Raw genomic sequence first — 19,310 nt, 5'->3', positions numbered from 1 at the left:
TCCAAAGGAATGGAGCAGATGCAATGACCTTGTCCGAATTTCGAGCAAACCTTCAGACCGCCGCTCAAGATTCATCCCTGCGTGAAGGGCTGATCGGAGAGAACGTGCTGATCCCAGGTCTGCTTCGGGACGTACCGCTTGTCTATGCGGATTACGTGGCCTCCGGCCGTGCGTTGCGGCAGGTCGAAAACTTTGTGGCCGGGCATGTGTTGCCGTTCTATGCCAACAGCCATACTGAGGCCTCTTTTTGCGGATCCTATATGACACGTTTGCGCCGCGAAGCACGCGCAGAGATCGCCCGCATTGTTGGCGCAAGGGGAGAAGACGCGGTGATTTTTGCCGGGTCGGGCGCCACTGCGGGTCTCAACCGGCTGGTCAGTTTGCTGGGGATAGAGCAAGCTGACCAGCCGGTTGTCCTGATCGGGCCGTATGAACATCATTCGAATATTCTGCCATGGCGGGAAAGCAAGGCGCGTGTGATCGAAATTCCCGAAGCGCCGGAGGGTGGCCTTGATCTGGATGCACTGAAAGAGGCGCTGGTTGCAAACCAGGATGCGGATCTGCTGATTGGTTCGTTTTCGGCGGCATCAAACGTGACGGGCATCATCACCAATCCCGACCCGGTCACACGGTTGCTGAAGGAGCATGGTGCTGTGTCGGTCTGGGACTATGCCGGTGGCGGACCTTACCTGCCGATGGACATGGGGCCGGCGGACGCGCGCAAGGATGCGATAGTCGTGTCACCACACAAATTTCCGGGCGGGCCGGGGGCGTCGGGCGTTCTGATCGTGAACAGTCATGCGGTTCAGCGCACCTGCCCCAGCTGGCCCGGTGGCGGAACGGTCAGTTTCGTGTCGCCTTGGCGCCATGATTACAGCGAAGATCTTGCCACCCGGGAAGAGGCCGGAACGCCAAACGTCATCGGAGATATCCGCGCCGCGCTGGCCTTCATCGTCAAGGATGTCGTTGGCGCCGAGGAGATCGCAAAGCGCGAGGCGCTTTACAATCAAATGGCGCTGGACGGCTGGCGTGGCAATCCAAACCTGACATTGCTGGGCGTGGACAACTCGCACCGCCTGCCCATCTTTTCGTTTCTCGTCCGCGACAATTCTGGCCAGCCAGTGCACCAGCAGTTGTTCACCCGAATGCTGAGCGATGTCTATGGCATTCAGGCTCGGGGCGGATGTGCGTGCGCCGGGCCTTATGCGCACCGACTGCTGGGTATAGACCGCGCGACATCCGAGGCATTGCATGCCGAATTGTCCGCAGGGAAAGAGATGAAGAAACCCGGTTGGGTGCGGTTGAACTTCTCGTACCTGATGACCGAAGAGACGGTTCAGTTCATCATCGACAGTGTTAATGACCTGTCGCACCGGACCGAAGAATTCGTGCCATTCTACGACGCTGATCCGGCAACGGCCCGCTTCCGGGCGGCATAAGGGAATTGCCGCTTTTCTCAATCCGTTGAGACGGGTATGAGGGGCTCGGAAAACGGAGCCCCTCATGACCAAGATTACCCCGCAACCCGGCATCATGGACATCGCGCTGTATCAGGGCGGCCAGTCGCATATCAAAGGCGTGGCGGATGTCATCAAGCTGAGTTCCAACGAAAACCCCTTTGGTCCGGGCCGAAAGGCGATTGAGGCCGTTCGGGAAACTGCTGCCATGCTGCATCGCTATCCCAGCACGGATCATGCCAGTCTGCGCAGTGCAATCGGCGAGCGGAACGGGCTGGATGCGGCGCGGATCATCTGTGGCGTCGGCAGCGACGAAGTTCTTCAGTTCGTGGCGCAGGCCTATGCGGGACCGGGCGATGAGGTGATCCATACCGAGCATGGATTTTCCATGTACCCGATCATCGCCCGTATGGTCGGCGCGGACCCGGTCATGGTGGCCGAAACGGATCGCACGGTCGATGTGGATGCCATTCTGGCGGCGGTCACCGAACGCACACGGATCGTTTTTGTCACCAATCCAGGCAATCCGACTTCGACCATGATTTCCGAGGCCGAACTGACGAGATTGGCGGAAAACCTGCCCGAAAGCTGCCTGATGGTGGTTGATGGCGCCTACGCCGAGTTTGTCGATGGGTTTGATGGCGGCGCGGCATTGGTGGACCGTTTTGAAAATGTGATCATGACGCGGACCTTTTCCAAGATCTACGGTCTGGGCGGGCTGCGTGTCGGCTGGGGGTACGCGCAGCAGCCGATCATCGATGTGCTCAACCGAGTACGCCAGCCCTTCAACCTGTCGCAGACTGCGCTGGCCGCGGCAGAAGCGGCGGTGCGGGACACCGATTACATGACGTTTTGCCAGACCGAGAACGCCCGCCTGCGCGTTTGGTTGTCGGGTGAGCTGGCGAAGATCGGCGTTCCGTCAGACCGGTCTTGCACCAATTTCATCCTGGCGCGCTTTGCTGATCAGGCCGAAGCCGAGGCCTGCGACGACTACCTGAAAACCCAGGGTTTGATTGTTCGGCGGGTTGCAGGCTACAACCTGCCGAACGCGCTGCGGATCACCGTTGGCGATGAAGAGGCCTGCCGCCGTGTCGTGGCAGCAATCACCGCGTTCAAAGGGGGCGCAGCATGAGCCAGATATATGACCGTGTGGCGCTGATCGGGCTGGGTCTGATCGCTTCCTCGATGTTCTGGGCCATCAAGCGCGCCGGTCTGGCCGGCGAAGTCACGGGCTATGCACGGTCCGAAGCCACCCGTGATACGGCGCGGCGCATCGGGTTGTGCGACCGCGTGTGCGACACGGCGCGCGAGGCCGTTGAAGGGGCCGATCTGGTGGTGCTGTGCGTTCCCGTTGGTGCGATGGAAGCTGTTGCGCAGGACATCGCACCTGTCTTGAAACCGGGCGCCACCGTGACGGATGTCGGTTCGGTCAAGCGCCACGTTATTCAGGCCGTGTCACCGCACATTCCCGATGGCGTGCATTTCATTCCCGCCCACCCATTGGCCGGAACCGAGCATTCAGGCCCCGAAGCCGGGTTTGCGGAACTGTTCGACAATCGCTGGTGCCTATTGGTGCCGGTGGAAGACGCTGACCCTGAAGCCGTTACCCGGCTGCGTGCCCTGTGGGAGGGGATGGGCTCGAACGTCGATGAAATGGATGCCGACCATCACGATCTGGTTCTGGCGGTGACCTCTCATGCGCCGCACCTGATTGCCTATACGATGGTGGGCGTCGCGGACGATCTGCGGCGGGTCACAGATAGCGAGGTTATCAAGTACTCGGCAGCCGGTTTCCGGGATTTCACCCGGATTGCAGCGTCTGATCCGACCATGTGGCGCGATGTGTTTCTGACCAACAAGGACGCGACGCTGGAAATTCTCGGGCGCTTTACCGAAGAACTTTTTGCCCTGCAACGTGCGATCCGCACCGGGGATGGCGAGCATCTGTTCGATTACTTCACCCGCACCCGCGCGATCCGACGCGGCATCATCGACGCGGGTCAGGATACGGACGCGCCCGACTTTGGACGTGGCAAGGCCCATTCATGACAAAGATCTGGGGGCGCATACTGGTCGGAACTGCGGTTTTGATCGCCACCGCAACCACGGCTGCGCCACCGGAACAATCGCTGTTTCCATTGACACGCCCGGCGGCTTTTTCAGGAAGCGCAGTGATTTCCAAGGCGGCAGCAACCGTTGCGGCGCTGTCAGAGATGCGGCCCCAAACACGTCCGGAATCGCCTCAGGTTTTGGCCGCTGCTGCGCGACCTTCGGATCTGCCGCTGCTGGGACCGGACACGTCACTGATGCCGTACCTGCGCCCCAAAGAGTTGGAGCAACAGGCTTTTCTGAAGAAACGCAAACTGCGCAAGGGGTCAGTTTGCGGTGACATCGCCATTCAGGGCAAAGCGGTGGGCAGGGTGTCGGGCAAGATCAAGGCCTGCGGGATCAAGGATGCGGTCCAGATCACATCAGTGTCGGGCGTTGCGCTCAGCCGCCCGTCGACGATGGATTGCGGCACGGCGACCGCGCTCAACAAATGGGTCGACAAGGCCGTCATTCCCACCTTCAAAAGACGTGGCCCGGTGGTCGAGTTGCAGGTGGCGGCCCATTACGCCTGCCGCACGCGCAACAGCCAAAAAGGTGCCCGGATTTCAGAACACGGCAAGGGGCGTGCCATCGACATCTCGGGTTTCACAATGGCCGATGGTGAGGTTGTGACGGTTTTGAACGGGTGGCGAAAAAACCCCTCGCAAAAGCAGCTGATCAAGGTCTGGCGCGGTGCCTGTGGCCCGTTCGGAACCGTGCTGGGACCAAACTCGGACAGGTATCACCGCGATCATTTCCACCTGGACACGGCGCGGTACCGCAGCGGTACGTTCTGCCGCTAGTTCCGGCGCGCTTGCGATTTCAGGTTCATTGCCAGCAGATCGGTCTGTGCGTGGATGTGATTGAAACTCTCACGGGTCAGAACCGTTTGACCGTTCGCAAAATCAACGACGTGATCATAGGCCTCAAACAGAATATCCCGCAGCTTTTCGTTTTCGGAGGCATCCTTTTTGGGGGTGTATTCCAGATAGACAGGGGGTTTGACTTCGCCCAGGGTTCGCAGCGCGCCTTGTAGGACCTGCAATTCATGCCCTTCGACGTCGATCCAGATTAAACGAAGATCCTGAAGCGATTGGGCTTGGGTCTCGAGAAGTGAATCTACGGTGGTCACATCCACCATGATCGCATTATCCTGCGCCTCTCCGATTTTCGAACCGCCCCGGTTCAGTTCACTTGTGACGAAGGGCAACTGCCCGCTTTTGTCAGATGCGCCAACGCGCAGAATGGTCACTTTATCGTTCAGGTCGTTGATCTGAACGTTCCGGCACAGCAATTTGTGGTTTTCGGGGTCGGGTTCGATTGCAACGACCGAGTTGCAGTGCAGATCCCTGAAGAAATAAACTGTGTGTGTACCGATATTTGCACCGACCTCCAGCACGGAACCGCCTTCCGGGGGCTGGCCCGAACGGGTCAGATATTCGGCCAGCTCACGCACCGGTTCGCGACTGAATTCGCCGAATTTCGTCAGGTGTTCTCCAATGACATCATGAGGGTAATAAACCAGGCTGTGATCGTCGAAATTGCGAAAGAACAGAACGTCGTCTTTCCACAACTGCCGCAGCAGTTCGCGCCTGATCTTCTTGTGTCCCAGCGCCCAGTTCGAAATCCGATTGGAAATGAGTGTTCTTAGTCCCATTGACCGTTCCCGTAAGCGCTGAATTCTGTTTCGTGTCTGCTCAAGGTATCGCCGGGCATCACCGCAATATCAACCGGGGTGCAGGTCCCAGGGGCAAGGGGCCCAGTGCCACGAAACCGTCGCGGAAATTGAGCTGTAGGTCCAGCGCATTCGGATTTCCGCCCAAACCGGCCATAAAGTTCAGCGCCCGCGTGACCGGATCAACCGCCTGATCCGGCAAGGCACCGGCGGCGTTGGCCATGGCGATCATGTCGCGCCAGTTTTCCGCCTTGATGGCGATTTCGCCGGTTGGAATGCCCTGCGCGTCAACATCCAGCTCGCCAGCAGCAAACAGGCGCAACTCACCCCATCTGATTTCCGCCAGCCTCAGATCGATGGCTACCGGCTGCGGCCTGCTTTCCTCAAGCGCAGAACGGTCCCAGGGCTTGTCAAAGGTGACGGTCATGTCCATCGCCAGCGTTTCAAATGCCTGCGGCAGCGATGTGGCCGACCGCATGAGGTCGCGCAGGTCCATGCCGGGACGAAAACCATCGATCCGGGCGCTGACCTTGTATGCTTCGGGCTGGCCGGACTGTTCCATGATCAGATCCAGGGTTTCACCACCGGCCACCGCAGCAGCTTCGCCAGCGACAATCCACTTGTCTGCAGTCAGGGCCATCTTTTCCAGAACAAGTGCGACACCCGGCTGCAATTGCAGTTCTGCCTGCAAATCCGTTGCCTGAACGGTCGCCGTCTGGTCGAAATAGGACAGCCGCTGGGGCGTATCTGCAAACCGCAGGACCTGCCGACCGGGCCAGATCGCAGGGCTTTCGAACTCGATCCAGTCGGCGCTCCAGGCGGTGCCGTTAACCGGATCGGCCAGCCCCGGGTTGTTCAGCCGGGTCACGTGATGCGTCGGGTAACCCGCTGTTGCGACTTCGGAAAAATCGGCCTGCCAACCCAGTTCCTGTTGCTTGTCGAACCAGGCGGTGATCGCACTGCGCAGCCCATAACCGGCGATGAACCAATAGGCACTCCAGGCAACGGCAACAAATATGAGTACTCGTATCAGACGGCGCATGACAAATGGCCCTTTTTCCTGCGTCGGATTTGATGTTTATAGGCGCAAACGGGCAAGGACCAGTGTAATGACGATGTGGGTTTTCGGATATGGATCGCTGCTGTGGAATCCTGGGTTTCCGGTGGCGCGCAGCGAACGCGCAACCTTGCACGGATACGCACGCTCTTTCTGCATGAGTTCCATCCACCACCGCGGCACCGAGGACAACCCGGGTCTGGTGCTGGCGCTGGACGAGCAGACCGACGCCCATTGCAAGGGTCTGGCACTGGCGGTCGAAACGGGACACGAGGAACGCACCCTGCACGAACTGCGCGAGCGCGAGCTGATTTCCTCGGCCTATGTCGAGAAGATGCTGGATGTGCATCTGGACTGCGGTACGGTGGTGAATGCCGTGACCTATGTGATCGACGAAGCCCATGTGCAGTATTGCGGTGGCATGCCCTTGGAAGAACAGGCTCAGATTATCGCCCATGCCGTCGGCGGGCGCGGTCCGAACACCGAATATCTGTACAATACGACCGAACATCTGGCCGAGATCGGTCTGCGCGATCCCGATCTTGAGTGGTTGTCGCAACGGGTGCGCAGCATTACCGCATAAACCCTTGGCGTCACCGGCGGAAGTTCGCTAGATTCAGCGCAGAGCAGGCAAAAACCGGGAATGACGCGCATGGCGCAGGCACATCAGGGCGCGAGACCCCATTTCTCGCATCCCATCCGACAGATCGTGATGATGTTGATCGCGATTGGCCTGTCAGGGCTGGGTGTGTTCATGGCGCTGCCATACGTGCTGCCGGTGTTTCAGGCGAACCCCTATCTGAACGGGTTCATTCTGCTTGTTTTCGTCATCGGCGTTCTGGCCTGTTTCTATCAGGTTGGGCAGCTGATTGGGTCAGTCCGCTGGATCGAGGCATTTGTCGGCGGTGTTGTGCGCGAGGATGCCCGGACACCGCAGCTTTTGGCACCGCTGGCCTCGCTGCTGCGCGAACGCGGTGCGCGGTCGCAGATCAGTTCCAGTTCAACCCGGTCAATTCTGGATTCCGTCGCCGAACGGGTCGAGGAAGAGCGTGAGATCACACGCTATATCACCAACGTCCTAATTTACCTTGGCCTTCTGGGTACATTCTTTGGCCTTGCCACCACCGTTCCGGCCATAGTCGACACCATCCGCAGCCTGAACCCGCAGGAAGGCGAAGAAGGGTTGGCGGTGTTCAACCGGCTGATGACCGGGCTCGAGGCGCAGTTGCAGGGTATGGGCGTCGCATTTGGATCCTCGCTGCTTGGGTTGGCTGGCTCCTTGATCGTTGGCCTGCTGGAACTCTTTGCCGGGCACGGCCAAAACCGGTTCTATCGCGAGCTTGAGGAATGGCTGTCATCGATCACCCGCGTCGGGTTCGCGGCAAGTGAAGAAGGCGGCGCAGAAATCGCGGTTCTGACGCCGGTTCTGGATGCAATGTCCGAACAGATGAATGCGCTGCAGGATCTGTTTTCCGCGCAGGAAGCTGACCGCGCCGACCTTTCGACCAAGATGGGTCAGCTGGTTCGAACCATCGGGGACATGAACCAGCGGCAGTCTGAAACCGAAGGTGTGACATCTGCTTTGGAACGCGTGGCCCTTGGTCAGGACGCGCTGCTGGATCACATGCGCGAACATGGCGCCGGCGACGGGATCGACGCCGAAAGCCGGATGCGCCTGCGGTCGATGGACGTGCAGCTGCTGCGTATCCTCGAGGAAATTTCGGCTGGCCGTCAGGAAAGCATGAACGAGATGCGCAAGGATATCGAATTGCTGGTCAGGGCGCTGACCCTGCCCAAGGGCGCCGTGCGCAGCACACCGGAAGGCGAGTAAACCATGGCTCTGTCCCGCCGCACAGGTCAACGTTTCCAGGGTTCGGTCTGGCCCGGCTTTGTGGATGCGATGACCGGGCTGCTGATGGTTCTGACCTTCGTTCTGACCATCTTCATGGTGGTGCAATTCGTCCTGCGCGAGACCATTTCGGGGCAGGAGGATGAGCTGACGGCCCTGTCCGACGAAGTCGCCGCGTTGGCAGGCGCACTGGGGCTGGAAGAGCGTGAAAACAGCCGTTTGCAGGCCCGTCTGGGGGCGCTGAACGCGACCTTGACGCAGGCCGAAGATGACCTGTCACAGGCACAGACCCGGATCACGGATTTCGAGGCTCAGGTCGCGGCTCTGCTGGTTGATCAGGAAGAGGCGCGCGGGGCGATTGCCGATCTTCAATCCCAGCGCGAGGAATTGCTGAGCGAACAGGAGGCCCTGAACCTTGCGCTTGCCCAGCGCCGGGCAGAAATCGACGCGCAGGCCGAGGCTGCCCGTTTGGCTGCCGCCCGCCGTGAAGCGTTGGAAGCGCTCGTTGCTGACCTAGAGGCGAACGAGGCAACCCAAAGCAGCCGGATCGCTGAGCTTGAAGAAACACTGAGCGCGGAAGAGGCTGCGAAATTGGCCGAAGCCGCCGCCGCCGAAAACCTGCGCAACCGTCTTCAGGACGCCGATGCGGAGCTGACGGCGATGACCCTAGCACTTGAGGCGCAGCGCAAGGACGCCGAGGATACTCTGACCCTGCTCGCCGCGGCGCAGGCGGCCAAGGCCGAGCTGGAGCGTCGCTTTGGCGATCTGGATCCGGAAGAATTGAAGGCGCAACTCAAGGCTGCCCTGGCCGCGCAGACCCAGGCGCAAGCGGATGCCGAGGCACAGAAGACACTGGCAGAAGAGCGGGCAACACTGCTGGCGGTGGCACGCAACACGATTGCGGATGAAAAAGAAATCTCTGCAGAAGCGCAGCGGCAAACGGCGCTTTTGAATCAACAGATGGCTGCACTGCGCGGGCAGCTTGGATCGTTGCAGGCCCTGCTGGATGACTACGAAGAGCGTAACGCATCGGCCAACATTCGCATCCAGACACTAGGGCAGGACCTGAACGCTGCCCTGGCGCGGGCGGCCTCGGAAGAACGCCGTCGCCGCTTGCTGGAAGAGGCCGAGCGGATACGGCTTGAGGCCGAAGCCGAAGCGCTGTCGGGTCAGAACCAGCAACTGGCGGCGCAGGCCGAAGATCTGCAACGGTACCGGTCCGAGTTTTTCGGGCGCCTGCGCGAGGTTCTTGGGGATCAGGAAGGCGTACGGATCGAAGGCGACCGGTTCGTGTTTTCATCCGAGGTTCTGTTCGACACCGGCTCGGCCGTCCTTTCCCCGGAAGGGCAATTGGAGGTCGCCAAGGTGGCCAATATCCTGCGCAGCGTGGCGGCGGAAATTCCTGAAGGTTTGAATTGGGTCATCCGGGTGGACGGGCACACCGACAACGTGCCGTTGGCCGGGACAGGGCGGTATCAGGACAACTGGGAACTCAGCCAGGGGCGCGCCTTGTCCGTTGTTCGCTACATGGTCGACGCGCTGGGCATCCCGCCAGACCGGCTTGCCGCAAACGGCTTTGGTGAATTCCAGCCCGTCAATCCGTCAGATACGCCCGAAGCCCGCGCCCAGAACCGGCGGATCGAGCTGAAACTGACCGAGCGCTGATCCCTTTACATCACGTCAGCCCATGAACGCGGGCAAACGGATCGCGGGTCTTGTCCTTGTGCCAGGTATACTCACACCACACCGACACCTTTTCGGCTACATCCATTCCTTGCATCCGGGCAATGGCACCCAGGGCCATATCCATTCCGGCGGAAACGCCGGATGAGGTCAGGAATGGCCCGTCTTCAACCCATCTGGCCCGGGGAACCCACTCGACGTCGGGCCCTTGGGCGCAGACCCACGAAAAGGCCGCCTTGTTGGTCGTTGCGCGCCGGTTGTCCAATACCCCGGCCCCGGCAAGAAGGGCGCTGCCAGTGCATACGCTCAAGGTGAATTCCGCCTTATCCGAACTGTCCGCAATCCAATCCAACAAGCGTGAGTTGTTGACTTCCTTGCGGGTGCCGGCTCCGCCCGGCACAAAAAGAATGTCATAGCCCTGCGCTGCGTCGATCGTCGTGTCGGCAAAAGCCTTCAGTTTTTGATTGCTTTCAACCGGTCCACTGGTTTCCGCCACAAGCTCCAGGGTGAAGTCATCGGTGAGCAGGCCGAACATCTCCATCGGGCCGAATACATCCAGCAACTCAAACCCGGGAAAAATCAAAGCGCCGATTTTGCGCATCCCTGTCTCCTGTCCTTTGAACGAAAATCGCCTGCCAATTTGGGTTGGCAGGCGATGGCTGTCGTTTCATTCTTCGGGTCAATCTGCCGTCAGCAGCGGAGGTTTGTCGCCCGGAATACGCGGCTGATCGGGGCCGAGGATTTCCATATCCAGCTCGCCGTCCTTGACGGATACGCGGACCACACCGCCCTTGGCGAGTTTTCCGAACAGCAATTCCTCGGCCAGCGGTTTCTTGATGTGCTCCTGAATAACCCGGCCCAACGGGCGGGCCCCCATCTTGTCGTCATAACCCTTGTCGGCCAGCCATTCGGCTGCGTTGGGGGTCAGATCGATCGAGACGCCGCGATCCAAAAGCTGCGCCTCAAGCTGCAGGACGAACTTCTCGACCACCTGCAGGATGACCTCTTTCGGCAGTGGCGCGAACGAGATCACCGCATCCAGACGGTTGCGGAATTCCGGCGTGAACATGCGCTCGATTGCGGCTGTGTCCTCGCCCTCGCGGCGATCACGGGCAAAACCGATGGCGGCCTTGGCCTGTTCCTGCGCGCCCGCGTTCGAGGTCATGATCAAGACCACGTTGCGAAAGTTCACTGTGCGGCCGTTGTGATCGGTCAGTTCACCGTGGTCCATCACCTGCAACAGGATGTTGAACACGTCCGGGTGCGCTTTCTCGATCTCATCCAGCAGCAGGACGCAATGCGGATGCTGGTCGACGCCGTCGGTCAACAGACCGCCCTGGTCGAACCCGACATAGCCCGGAGGCGCACCGATCAGACGGGAAACCGCATGTTTCTCCATGTATTCGGACATGTCGAAGCGCAGCAGTTCCACACCCAGCGTATCGGCCAGCTGTTTCGCAACCTCGGTTTTACCCACACCGGTCGGGCCGGCGAACAGGTAATTGCCGATTGGCTTTTCAGGCTCACGCAAACCCGCGCGTGCCAGTTTGATCGCGCTGGACAGCGCCTCGATGGCTTCGTCCTGACCAAACACCACCCGTTTCAGCGAAGCCTCCAGGTCTTTGAGAACCTCGGCATCATCCTTGGTGACGTTCTTGGGCGGAATGCGGGCGATCTTGGCGACCACCGCTTCGATCTCTTTCACACCGATGGTCTTGCGGCGTTTGCTTTCCGCGACCAGATGCTGGGCCGCGCCGGCCTCGTCGATCACGTCGATCGCCTTGTCGGGCAGTTTGCGGTCATTGATATAGCGCGCCGACAGTTCCACAGCGGTTTTGATCGCATCAGCGGTATATTTGATCTCGTGATGCTTTTCGAAATAGGGTTTCAGACCACGCAGAATTTTCACGCTGTCCTCGACCGAAGGCTCATTCACGTCGATCTTCTGGAACCGGCGGCTGAGCGCACGGTCCTTCTCGAAATGCTGACGGAACTCTTTGTACGTGGTCGAGCCCATGGTACGCAGCTTGCCGCCCTGCAGTGCAGGTTTCAGCAGGTTCGACGCATCCATCGCGCCGCCCGAAGTGGCGCCGGCACCGATCACGGTGTGAATCTCGTCGATGAACAAGACCGCGTCAGGATGGTCTTCCAACTCGGTCACGACCGCCTTAAGACGCTCCTCGAAATCACCGCGGTATCGGGTTCCGGCCAGCAACGCACCCATGTCGAGCGAGTAGATCGTGGTGTTGGCCAGAACATCCGGCGCTTCACCCGCGACGATCTTATGCGCCAAACCCTCGGCGATGGCGGTTTTGCCTACACCCGGATCACCCACCAGCAGCGGGTTGTTCTTGCGACGGCGGCACAGCACCTGGATGCAGCGCTCGACCTCATCTGCGCGCCCGATCAGCGGATCGACATCTCCGGCCCGCGATTTGGCATTCAGATCGATGCAATACTTGCCCAGCGCGCTTTCCTTTTGTTCGCCTTCACCGGCGCTAGACTGAACCTCTTCCTCAACCTGATCTGCGCCGGAAACGGGGCGGTTTTCACCATAGGCAGGATCCTTGGCCACGCCATGTGCGATGAAGTTCACCGCGTCATAGCGGGTCATGTCCTGCTCCTGCAGGAAATAGGCCGCGTTGCTTTCGCGTTCGGCGAAGATGGCGACCAGAACGTTGGCCCCGGTGACTTCGGTCCGGCCAGAGCTTTGAACGTGAATCGCCGCGCGCTGGATGACACGCTGGAAGGCTGCGGTCGGCACCGCCTCGGATCCGTCAATATCCGTCACCAGATTTGACAGATCCTCGTCGATGAACTCGACAAGGGTGCTGCGCAACTCATCCAGATCGACGCTGCACGCCTTCATCACGCGCACCGCATCGGGTTCTTCCAGCAGCGCTAGCAGCAGATGCTCCAGCGTTGCGAATTCATGTCGCCGTTCGTTCGCCGCAGCCAGGGCCGCGTGAATGGCTTGTTCTAATGTGCTCGAGAATGAAGGCACGCGGGTGCTCCTCTGTCTTGGGTCAGAAGGGGGCGCGTTAAAGGTCGGATCCCCATCCCAACCATGTCCTCATACTATTAGAGTTTGGTTGATCGTGGCGCGGCTTCAAGGGTTTTCTTACTCTTGACAGTCACATTTCGTGTGACCGTGACCGTGACGTGGGGCAAATAGGTCCTAAAACCGGTCTTTTCTAGCCCGAATTTCGGCAAATACCGATACAGGATCGGCATTTTCCATCCCCAGTTGAGTCTTGATCCCAGGATCCGTGGCCCGCAGAAACGGATTTGTGGCCTTCTCAAGCGCCAGAGTCGACGGAACGGTTGGCTCGCCGGCAGCCCTTGCACGGTCGATATCCTGCATGCGCTGCTGCAGCGCCGCGTTGTCCGGATCGACAGTGATCGCGAACTTTGCATTGGATTGTGTGTATTCGTGACCGGAACAGACGATCGTCTCGTCGGGCAGGGCGGCCAGTTTGCCAAGCGAAGCCCACATTTGCGCAGGTGTGCCTTCAAACAGACGGCCGCAGCCCAAGGCCATCAGGCTGTCTGCGGTGAACACAGCCGCACTTTCCGGCATATAAAACGCGATATGTCCGACAGTATGGCCCGAGACGTCCAGCACATGAACCGGTTCGCCGCCGATTTCGAAAGTATCGCCTTCGCGCACCTGCAAATCCAGATGCGGCAGGCGATGGGCGTCAGCGGCGGCTCCGATCACTTTGGCAGAGTGATGTTCGAGGATTCCGGCCAGACCATCCACATGATCCCAGTGGTGATGGGTCAGCAGGACATGAGACAGTTTCCAGTTGCGGGCGTCAAGCGCGGCCAGGATCGGTCCAGGTTCAGGCGCATCGATCAATGCGGTCTGGCCACTGACCGCATCATGCGCCAGAAAGGCGTAATTGTCGCTGAGGCATGGGATGGTGACGATCTCAAGAGGCATGGCCTTTTGCCCTTTCGTTGCTAGACTGCCGACAGCTAAGCCGATTGACCGGGTGTCCGCAATGCATCTTGATGTGCAGGATCTGAGGAATTTCTACTACCGCAGCACTTTGGGACGTGCCGCGCAGGCGGCGATCCGTGGTCGAATGGTCGAGCTGTGGCCCGAAGCCAAAGGGCAGACTGTTGTCGGGTTCGGATTCGCCGTGCCCTTGCTGCGCCCCTATCTGAAGGATGCACGGCGCGTGATCGGGCTGATGCCCGGCCCGCAGGGTGTGATGCCCTGGCCTGCAGGAATGCCCAACGTTTCGGTCCTGACCGAAGAAACGCTTTGGCCCATCGAAACCGGTCATGTGGACAAGCTGGTGGTGATGCACGGTCTGGAAACCTCTGAGCGTCCCACCCAGTTGCTGGAGGAATGCTGGCGCGTGTTGGGGCCGGGGGGGCGTATCCTGTTTGTCGTGCCCAACAGGGCGGGTCTGTGGTCGCGATCCGACCGGACACCGTTTGGATTTGGTCGCCCGTATTCCGCGTCGCAGCTGGAATCCCAGCTCAAGGCCCATCACTTCGTTCCGGAAACCCATTGCTCGGCTCTTTACATGCCGCCATCCTATCGACGGTTCTGGTTGAAATCCGGCAATCTGATCGAAAAGACAGGGCAACGTCTGCCGACAATTATGGCGGGCGGCGTTCTCATGGTCGAGGCGACCAAGCTTATCCGGCCGCCAAGTGGCACCGTGACCAAAGATGCGGTCAAACGCCCGATCAAGGCGCTGGACGGCCTACTCAAGCCGGCCTGACAGAACGGGTGATGGACACCCATGTTTGGTGCCCAAATCTGAGGGAAATAGGCCACAGGAATCGCCAAAAGCTGCAATTTGGTAACATTTTTCACCCCTTCAGACGTGTCCAAAGGGTCGCACTTTGCGTAAGTGCATGAAATAAAACAATTTGTGGATAACATCGTAATCACTATACTATATTGCGGGGTTGGAACACCTCTGCTACATCCCCGGTGATTTTGATCCCCGCCCTACAAGGACGGGGTTTCTTCACGCCCCCGGGGTAGCTGCCGCACGCGAATTCGGGGCCCAAAATATCGGAAGGGTGGACGTGTCCGAACCAGCTTCGATTTCCACAGGCATCGCCGAGCGCTATGCCACCGCAATCTTCGAGATTGCCAAAGAGAATAATGACCTCGCAGGTCTGGAAACCGGCATCAATGATCTGGCAGCAGCTTTGGGCGAAAGCGCAGATTTGCGCGACCTGATCGCCTCGCCTCTGGTTTCACGCGCCGAACAGGAAGGCGCAATTACCGCAATCGCCGCCAAGATGGGGCTGAACTCCATCCTGCAAAACACGCTGGGCCTGATGGCGCAAAAGCGTCGCCTGTTCGTTGTGCCGCAGCTGGTGCAGGTTCTGCGCGACATGCTGGCGGACGAGCGCTGCGAAGTGACCGCCGATGTCGCCTCGGCCAAGGCGCTGACCAAGACGCAAATGGATAAACTGTCCAAGACGCTGTCCGAGCGTGTGGGCAAGACTGTGACAATCAATGCGACCGTTGATGAAAGCCTCATCGGCGGTCTTGTCGTTAAAGTGGGCTCGAAGATGATCGACAGTTCGATCCGTTCGAAGCTGAACTCCCTACAGAATGCAATGAAAGAGGTCGGATAAATGGGAATCCAAGCTGCAGAGATTTCTGCAATCCTGAAGGACCAGATCAAGAATTTTGGTCAGGAAGCCGAAGTGGCCGAGATCGGCCGCGTGCTGAGCGTCGGTGACGGGATTGCCCGTGTATACGGCCTGGACAACGTGCAAGCCGGTGAGATGGTCGAATTCCCCGGTGGCATCATGGGCATGGCGCTGAACCTGGAAAGCGACAACGTCGGTGTCGTTATCTTCGGTTCCGACCGTGACATCAAAGAAGGTGACACCGTCAAGCGCACCAACTCGATCGTGGACGTTCCGATCGGTGACGAACTGCTGGGTCGCGTTGTTGATGGTCTGGGCAACCCGCTGGACGGCAAGGGCCCGATCAACGCTTCCAAGCGTGGCGTTGCAGACGTGAAAGCCCCAGGCATCATCCCGCGTAAATCGGTGCACGAGCCGATGGCAACCGGCCTGAAATCGGTTGACGCGATGATCCCGATCGGCCGCGGCCAGCGTGAGCTGATCATTGGTGACCGTCAGACCGGCAAAACCGCCGTTGCTCTGGACACCATCCTGAACCAGAAAGTCTACAACGACGCAGCAGGCGACGACGAGTCGAAGAAGCTGTACTGCGTATACGTTGCGATCGGCCAAAAGCGTTCGACCGTTGCGCAGCTGGTGAAGAAACTGGAAGAGTCCGGCGCCATCGAATACTCGATCGTTGTGGCCGCAACCGCGTCCGACCCGGCACCGATGCAGTTCCTGGCGCCTTACGCCGCGACCGCGATGGCCGAGTACTTCCGTGACAACGGCCGCCACGCGTTGATCATCTATGATGACCTGTCGAAACAGGCCGTGTCCTATCGTCAGATGTCGCTGCTGCTGCGCCGTCCGCCCGGACGTGAAGCGTATCCGGGTGACGTTTTCTACCTCCACTCCCGCCTGCTGGAACGTTCGGCGAAGCTGAACGAAGACTTCGGTGCAGGCTCTCTGACCGCTCTGCCGGTTATCGAAACCCAGGGTGGTGACGTTTCAGCGTTTATTCCGACCAACGTGATTTCGATCACCGACGGTCAGATCTTCCTTGAAACCGAATTGTTCTACCAAGGCATCCGTCCTGCCGTGAACACCGGTCTGTCGGTTTCGCGTGTGGGCTCGTCGGCCCAGACCAACGCGATGAAGTCGGTCGCCGGTCCGGTTAAACTGGAACTGGCCCAGTACCGCGAAATGGCTGCGTTCGCGCAGTTCGGTTCCGACCTTGACGCCGCGACCCAACAGCTGCTGAACCGTGGTGCGCGTCTGACCGAACTGATGAAGCAGCCGCAGTACTCGCCGCTGACCAACGCGGAAATCGTCTGCGTCATCTTCGCAGGCACCAACGGCTACCTCGACAAGATCGACGTATCGGATGTTGGCCGCTACGAGGCCGGTCTTCTGGCGCACCTGCGCGGCAAGCACGCCGACCTGCTGAAGTGGATCACCGACGAAGATCCGAAGGTCAAAGGCGACGCGTCCGACAAGATCAAGGCAGCGATCGACGAATACGCCGCAACCTTCGCTTGATAGGGGGTTCCGATGCCTAGTCTGAAGGACCTTAAAAACAGGATCGAGTCGGTCAAATCGACCCGCAAGATCACCAAGGCCATGCAGATGGTCGCGGCAGCAAAACTGCGCCGCGCCCAGGAATCTGCCGAAGCCTCGCGCCCCTATGCCGAGCGGTTCAATGCCGTGATGGCGGGGCTGGCGGCTTCGGTCGGGGGCAGCGACAGCGCCCCCAAGCTGCTCCGGGGTACGGGCAGTGATGATGTCCATCTGCTGGTTGTGATGACAGCTGAACGCGGCCTGTGTGGCGGCTTCAACTCGAACATCGCCAAGCTGGCCCGTCAAAAGGCGGAAGAGCTGCGCCTGAATGGCAAGACGGTCAAAGTTCTGACCGTCGGCAAGAAAGGCCGCGACGCGCTAAAGCGTGATTTTGGCGATCTGTTCGTTGGACATATCGACCTGAGCGAGGTCAAGCGTCTGGGGTATTCCAACGCGCAAGACATCGCCAAGGACGTCCTGTCTCGTTTCGACGGGGGAGAGTTCGACGTTGCCACGATCTTCTACTCGAAGTTCGTCAACGTTGTGACCCAGATCCCGACGGCACAGCAGGTCATTCCCGCCTCGTTCGAGGACGAAGCGGCAGGTGACGACAGCGGTGCCATTTTCGACTACGAGCCCAGCGAAGAGGCCATTCTGGCCGACTTGCTGCCCAAGGGGGTTGCGACCGCGATCTTCTCGGCTCTGCTCGAAAACGGAGCGTCCGAACAGGGTGCACGGATGTCCGCGATGGACAACGCGACACGTAACGCGGGTGAAATGATCGACAAGCTGACGATCCAGTTCAACCGCTCGCGTCAGGCCGTGATCACCAACGAGCTGATTGAAATTATTTCCGGCGCCGAAGCGCTGTAAGAAAACCGGAGACGAAACATGGCGAATGCAAAAGGCAAAGTCACACAGATCATCGGGGCCGTCGTCGACGTGCACTTCGACGATCAGCTGCCTGAAATTCTGAACGCGCTGGAAACCACCAACAACGGCAAGCGCCTGGTGTTGGAAGTTGCTCAGCACCTGGGTGAAAACACTGTCCGCACCATCGCGATGGACGCGACCGAAGGTTTGGTCCGTGGCGAAGAAGTGACCGACACCGGCGCACCGATCTCGGTTCCTGTCGGCAACGCCACTCTGGGCCGCATCCTGAACGTGGTCGGCGAGCCGATCGACGAAAAAGGCCCGGTTGAGGCGACAGAAGCGCGCGCGATCCACCAGCCCGCACCGACCTTCGCGGAACAGTCGACCGAGTCGGAAGTTCTGGTCACCGGCATCAAGGTTGTTGACCTGCTGGCCCCCTACGCAAAAGGCGGTAAGATCGGCCTGTTCGGCGGCGCCGGCGTTGGTAAAACCGTTCTGATCATGGAACTGATCAACAACATCGCAAAAGTGCACTCGGGCTTCTCGGTGTTCGCGGGTGTTGGTGAACGGACCCGTGAAGGGAACGACCTGTACCACGAGATGATCGAATCGAACGTTATCAAGCCGGACAACCTGTCGGAATCGCAGGTGGCCCTGGTTTACGGTCAGATGAACGAACCTCCGGGAGCCCGTGCACGTGTTGCTCTGACCGGTCTGACCCTGGCCGAGCAGTTCCGCGACCAGTCCGGTACCGACGTTCTGTTCTTCGTCGACAACATCTTCCGCTTCACGCAGGCGGGCTCCGAGGTTTCGGCTCTGCTGGGTCGTATTCCTTCGGCGGTGGGCTATCAGCCGACACTGGCGACCGACATGGGTGCCCTGCAGGAACGCATCACCTCGACCAAAGCTGGTTCGATCACCTCGGTTCAGGCGATCTACGTGCCTGCGGACGACCTTACCGACCCCGCGCCGGCAACTTCGTTTGCGCACCTGGACGCGACTACCGTTCTTAACCGTGCGATCTCGGAAAAGGGTATCTACCCGGCGGTTGACCCGCTCGACTCGACCTCGCGTCTGCTCGACCCGGCCATCGTTGGCGAAGAGCACTACAAGGTTGCGACCGACGTTCAGCAGATTCTCCAGCGCTACAAGTCGCTGCAGGACATCATCGCCATCCTCGGCATGGACGAACTGTCGGAAGAAGACAAACTGACCGTGGCCCGTGCCCGTAAGATCGAACGCTTCCTGTCGCAGCCGTTCGACGTGGCCGAAGTCTTCACTGGTTCTCCGGGTGTTCAGGTTCCTCTGGATGTCACCATCTCGTCGTTCAAGGCCGTTGTGGCCGGCGAATACGATCACCTGCCCGAAGCGGCCTTCCTGATGGTTGGCGGTATCGAAGACGTGATCGCCAAGGCCGAGAAGATGGCTGCAGCGGCTGCCTAAGGAGAAACCCTG

General features: G+C 59.6%; 17 protein-coding genes. 12 read left to right on the top strand and 5 right to left on the bottom strand.

Going from position 1 to position 19,310, the window contains the following annotated elements:
- Positions 1 to 23 precede the first annotated feature (23 nt).
- The 4 genes from ACR1XU_RS17330 to ACR1XU_RS17315 all read left to right on the top strand — a co-directional run bounded on the left by ACR1XU_RS17330 (position 24) and on the right by ACR1XU_RS17315 (position 4,348).
- Complete coding sequence (locus ACR1XU_RS17330) at positions 24 to 1,439, top strand: aminotransferase class V-fold PLP-dependent enzyme (RefSeq protein ID WP_480907116.1); 1,416 nt, start codon at positions 24 to 26, stop codon at positions 1,437 to 1,439.
- 64 nt (positions 1,440 to 1,503) lie between these two features.
- Entirely contained in the window at positions 1,504 to 2,589 is a 1,086-nt protein-coding gene (hisC, locus tag ACR1XU_RS17325) for a histidinol-phosphate transaminase (RefSeq protein WP_170614782.1), read from the top strand.
- Positions 2,586 to 3,506, top strand: coding sequence for a prephenate/arogenate dehydrogenase family protein (locus tag ACR1XU_RS17320; protein ID WP_480907118.1), 921 nt, complete (start codon positions 2,586 to 2,588; stop codon positions 3,504 to 3,506). Before hisC ends, ACR1XU_RS17320 begins: the two co-directional genes overlap by 4 nt.
- Positions 3,503 to 4,348 carry an extensin-like domain-containing protein gene (locus tag ACR1XU_RS17315; protein ID WP_480907120.1) on the top strand — a complete coding sequence of 282 codons (846 nt, stop codon included), beginning with the start codon at positions 3,503 to 3,505 and terminating at the stop codon, positions 4,346 to 4,348. Before ACR1XU_RS17320 ends, ACR1XU_RS17315 begins: the two co-directional genes overlap by 4 nt.
- Here ACR1XU_RS17315 and ACR1XU_RS17310 read toward each other — a convergent pair.
- The gene (locus tag ACR1XU_RS17310; RefSeq protein ID WP_480907122.1) at positions 4,345 to 5,202 is read right to left on the bottom strand and encodes an FkbM family methyltransferase; all 858 of its coding nucleotides are present in this window, start codon (positions 5,200 to 5,202) and stop codon (positions 4,345 to 4,347) included. The genes ACR1XU_RS17315 and ACR1XU_RS17310 overlap by 4 nt on opposite strands.
- A 58-nt stretch (positions 5,203 to 5,260) precedes the next feature.
- On the bottom strand, positions 5,261 to 6,262 hold the full coding sequence (locus ACR1XU_RS17305; RefSeq protein WP_480907123.1) for a DUF2125 domain-containing protein: 1,002 nt from the start codon (positions 6,260 to 6,262) through the stop codon (positions 5,261 to 5,263).
- 67 nt (positions 6,263 to 6,329) lie between these two features.
- On the opposite strand from ACR1XU_RS17305, the gene ACR1XU_RS17300 reads away from it, so the two are divergent.
- The 3 genes from ACR1XU_RS17300 to ACR1XU_RS17290 all read left to right on the top strand — a co-directional run bounded on the left by ACR1XU_RS17300 (position 6,330) and on the right by ACR1XU_RS17290 (position 9,791).
- Positions 6,330 to 6,860 carry a gamma-glutamylcyclotransferase gene (locus ACR1XU_RS17300; RefSeq protein WP_170680946.1) on the top strand — a complete coding sequence of 177 codons (531 nt, stop codon included), beginning with the start codon at positions 6,330 to 6,332 and terminating at the stop codon, positions 6,858 to 6,860.
- Positions 6,861 to 6,929: 69 nt separating this feature from the next.
- The gene (locus ACR1XU_RS17295; RefSeq protein ID WP_480915640.1) at positions 6,930 to 8,108 is read left to right on the top strand and encodes a biopolymer transporter ExbB; all 1,179 of its coding nucleotides are present in this window, start codon (positions 6,930 to 6,932) and stop codon (positions 8,106 to 8,108) included.
- A 3-nt stretch (positions 8,109 to 8,111) separates the two neighbouring features.
- Positions 8,112 to 9,791: a peptidoglycan -binding protein gene (locus ACR1XU_RS17290; RefSeq protein WP_480907567.1), complete on the top strand. Its 1,680-nt coding sequence runs from the start codon at positions 8,112 to 8,114 to the stop codon at positions 9,789 to 9,791.
- Between the two features lie 10 nt (positions 9,792 to 9,801).
- On the opposite strand, the gene ACR1XU_RS17285 is transcribed toward ACR1XU_RS17290, so the two are convergent.
- The 3 genes from ACR1XU_RS17285 to gloB all read right to left on the bottom strand — a co-directional run bounded on the left by ACR1XU_RS17285 (position 9,802) and on the right by gloB (position 13,755).
- Positions 9,802 to 10,410: a DJ-1/PfpI family protein gene (locus ACR1XU_RS17285; RefSeq protein WP_480907566.1), complete on the bottom strand. Its 609-nt coding sequence runs from the start codon at positions 10,408 to 10,410 to the stop codon at positions 9,802 to 9,804.
- A gap of 78 nt (positions 10,411 to 10,488) precedes the next feature.
- Positions 10,489 to 12,813: an ATP-dependent Clp protease ATP-binding subunit ClpA gene (clpA, locus tag ACR1XU_RS17280; protein ID WP_480907564.1), complete on the bottom strand. Its 2,325-nt coding sequence runs from the start codon at positions 12,811 to 12,813 to the stop codon at positions 10,489 to 10,491.
- 174 nt (positions 12,814 to 12,987) lie between these two features.
- On the bottom strand, positions 12,988 to 13,755 hold the full coding sequence (gene gloB / locus ACR1XU_RS17275; RefSeq protein ID WP_480907562.1) for a hydroxyacylglutathione hydrolase: 768 nt from the start codon (positions 13,753 to 13,755) through the stop codon (positions 12,988 to 12,990).
- Positions 13,756 to 13,816: 61 nt separating this feature from the next.
- Between gloB and ACR1XU_RS17270 the strand changes: the two genes are divergently transcribed.
- From ACR1XU_RS17270 to atpD, 5 genes are all read left to right on the top strand, one after another.
- A complete protein-coding gene (locus ACR1XU_RS17270; RefSeq protein WP_170807897.1) occupies positions 13,817 to 14,551 on the top strand; it encodes a class I SAM-dependent methyltransferase in 735 nt (244 codons plus the stop codon).
- 313 nt (positions 14,552 to 14,864) lie between these two features.
- Positions 14,865 to 15,425 carry a F0F1 ATP synthase subunit delta gene (locus tag ACR1XU_RS17265; RefSeq protein WP_480907560.1) on the top strand — a complete coding sequence of 187 codons (561 nt, stop codon included), beginning with the start codon at positions 14,865 to 14,867 and terminating at the stop codon, positions 15,423 to 15,425.
- A complete protein-coding gene (gene atpA / locus ACR1XU_RS17260; protein WP_170614769.1) occupies positions 15,426 to 16,964 on the top strand; it encodes a F0F1 ATP synthase subunit alpha in 1,539 nt (512 codons plus the stop codon). It begins immediately after the preceding gene.
- A gap of 12 nt (positions 16,965 to 16,976) precedes the next feature.
- On the top strand, positions 16,977 to 17,855 hold the full coding sequence (locus ACR1XU_RS17255) for a F0F1 ATP synthase subunit gamma (protein ID WP_170614768.1): 879 nt from the start codon (positions 16,977 to 16,979) through the stop codon (positions 17,853 to 17,855).
- Between the two features lie 18 nt (positions 17,856 to 17,873).
- Positions 17,874 to 19,298: a F0F1 ATP synthase subunit beta gene (gene atpD, locus ACR1XU_RS17250; protein WP_170614767.1), complete on the top strand. Its 1,425-nt coding sequence runs from the start codon at positions 17,874 to 17,876 to the stop codon at positions 19,296 to 19,298.
- Positions 19,299 to 19,310: the final 12 nt, after the last annotated feature.

It is taken from the genome of Ruegeria sp. D1(2025), from assembly GCF_056536425.1.
The sequence above is the reverse complement of the archived record's forward strand: the minus strand, read 5'-3'. Positions and strand labels throughout refer to the sequence as shown.

Coding starts and splice junctions, on each gene's coding strand:
- ACR1XU_RS17330 (WP_480907116.1), top strand. CDS start 24: ATGACCTTGTCCGAATTTCGAGCAAACCTTCAGACCGCCGCTCAAGAT.
- hisC (WP_170614782.1), top strand. CDS start 1,504: ATGACCAAGATTACCCCGCAACCCGGCATCATGGACATCGCGCTGTAT.
- ACR1XU_RS17320 (WP_480907118.1), top strand. CDS start 2,586: ATGAGCCAGATATATGACCGTGTGGCGCTGATCGGGCTGGGTCTGATC.
- ACR1XU_RS17315 (WP_480907120.1), top strand. CDS start 3,503: ATGACAAAGATCTGGGGGCGCATACTGGTCGGAACTGCGGTTTTGATC.
- ACR1XU_RS17310 (WP_480907122.1), bottom strand. CDS start 5,202: ATGGGACTAAGAACACTCATTTCCAATCGGATTTCGAACTGGGCGCTG.
- ACR1XU_RS17305 (WP_480907123.1), bottom strand. CDS start 6,262: ATGCGCCGTCTGATACGAGTACTCATATTTGTTGCCGTTGCCTGGAGT.
- ACR1XU_RS17300 (WP_170680946.1), top strand. CDS start 6,330: ATGACGATGTGGGTTTTCGGATATGGATCGCTGCTGTGGAATCCTGGG.
- ACR1XU_RS17295 (WP_480915640.1), top strand. CDS start 6,930: ATGGCGCAGGCACATCAGGGCGCGAGACCCCATTTCTCGCATCCCATC.
- ACR1XU_RS17290 (WP_480907567.1), top strand. CDS start 8,112: ATGGCTCTGTCCCGCCGCACAGGTCAACGTTTCCAGGGTTCGGTCTGG.
- ACR1XU_RS17285 (WP_480907566.1), bottom strand. CDS start 10,410: ATGCGCAAAATCGGCGCTTTGATTTTTCCCGGGTTTGAGTTGCTGGAT.
- gloB (WP_480907562.1), bottom strand. CDS start 13,755: ATGCCTCTTGAGATCGTCACCATCCCATGCCTCAGCGACAATTACGCC.
- ACR1XU_RS17270 (WP_170807897.1), top strand. CDS start 13,817: ATGCATCTTGATGTGCAGGATCTGAGGAATTTCTACTACCGCAGCACT.
- atpA (WP_170614769.1), top strand. CDS start 15,426: ATGGGAATCCAAGCTGCAGAGATTTCTGCAATCCTGAAGGACCAGATC.
- ACR1XU_RS17255 (WP_170614768.1), top strand. CDS start 16,977: ATGCCTAGTCTGAAGGACCTTAAAAACAGGATCGAGTCGGTCAAATCG.
- atpD (WP_170614767.1), top strand. CDS start 17,874: ATGGCGAATGCAAAAGGCAAAGTCACACAGATCATCGGGGCCGTCGTC.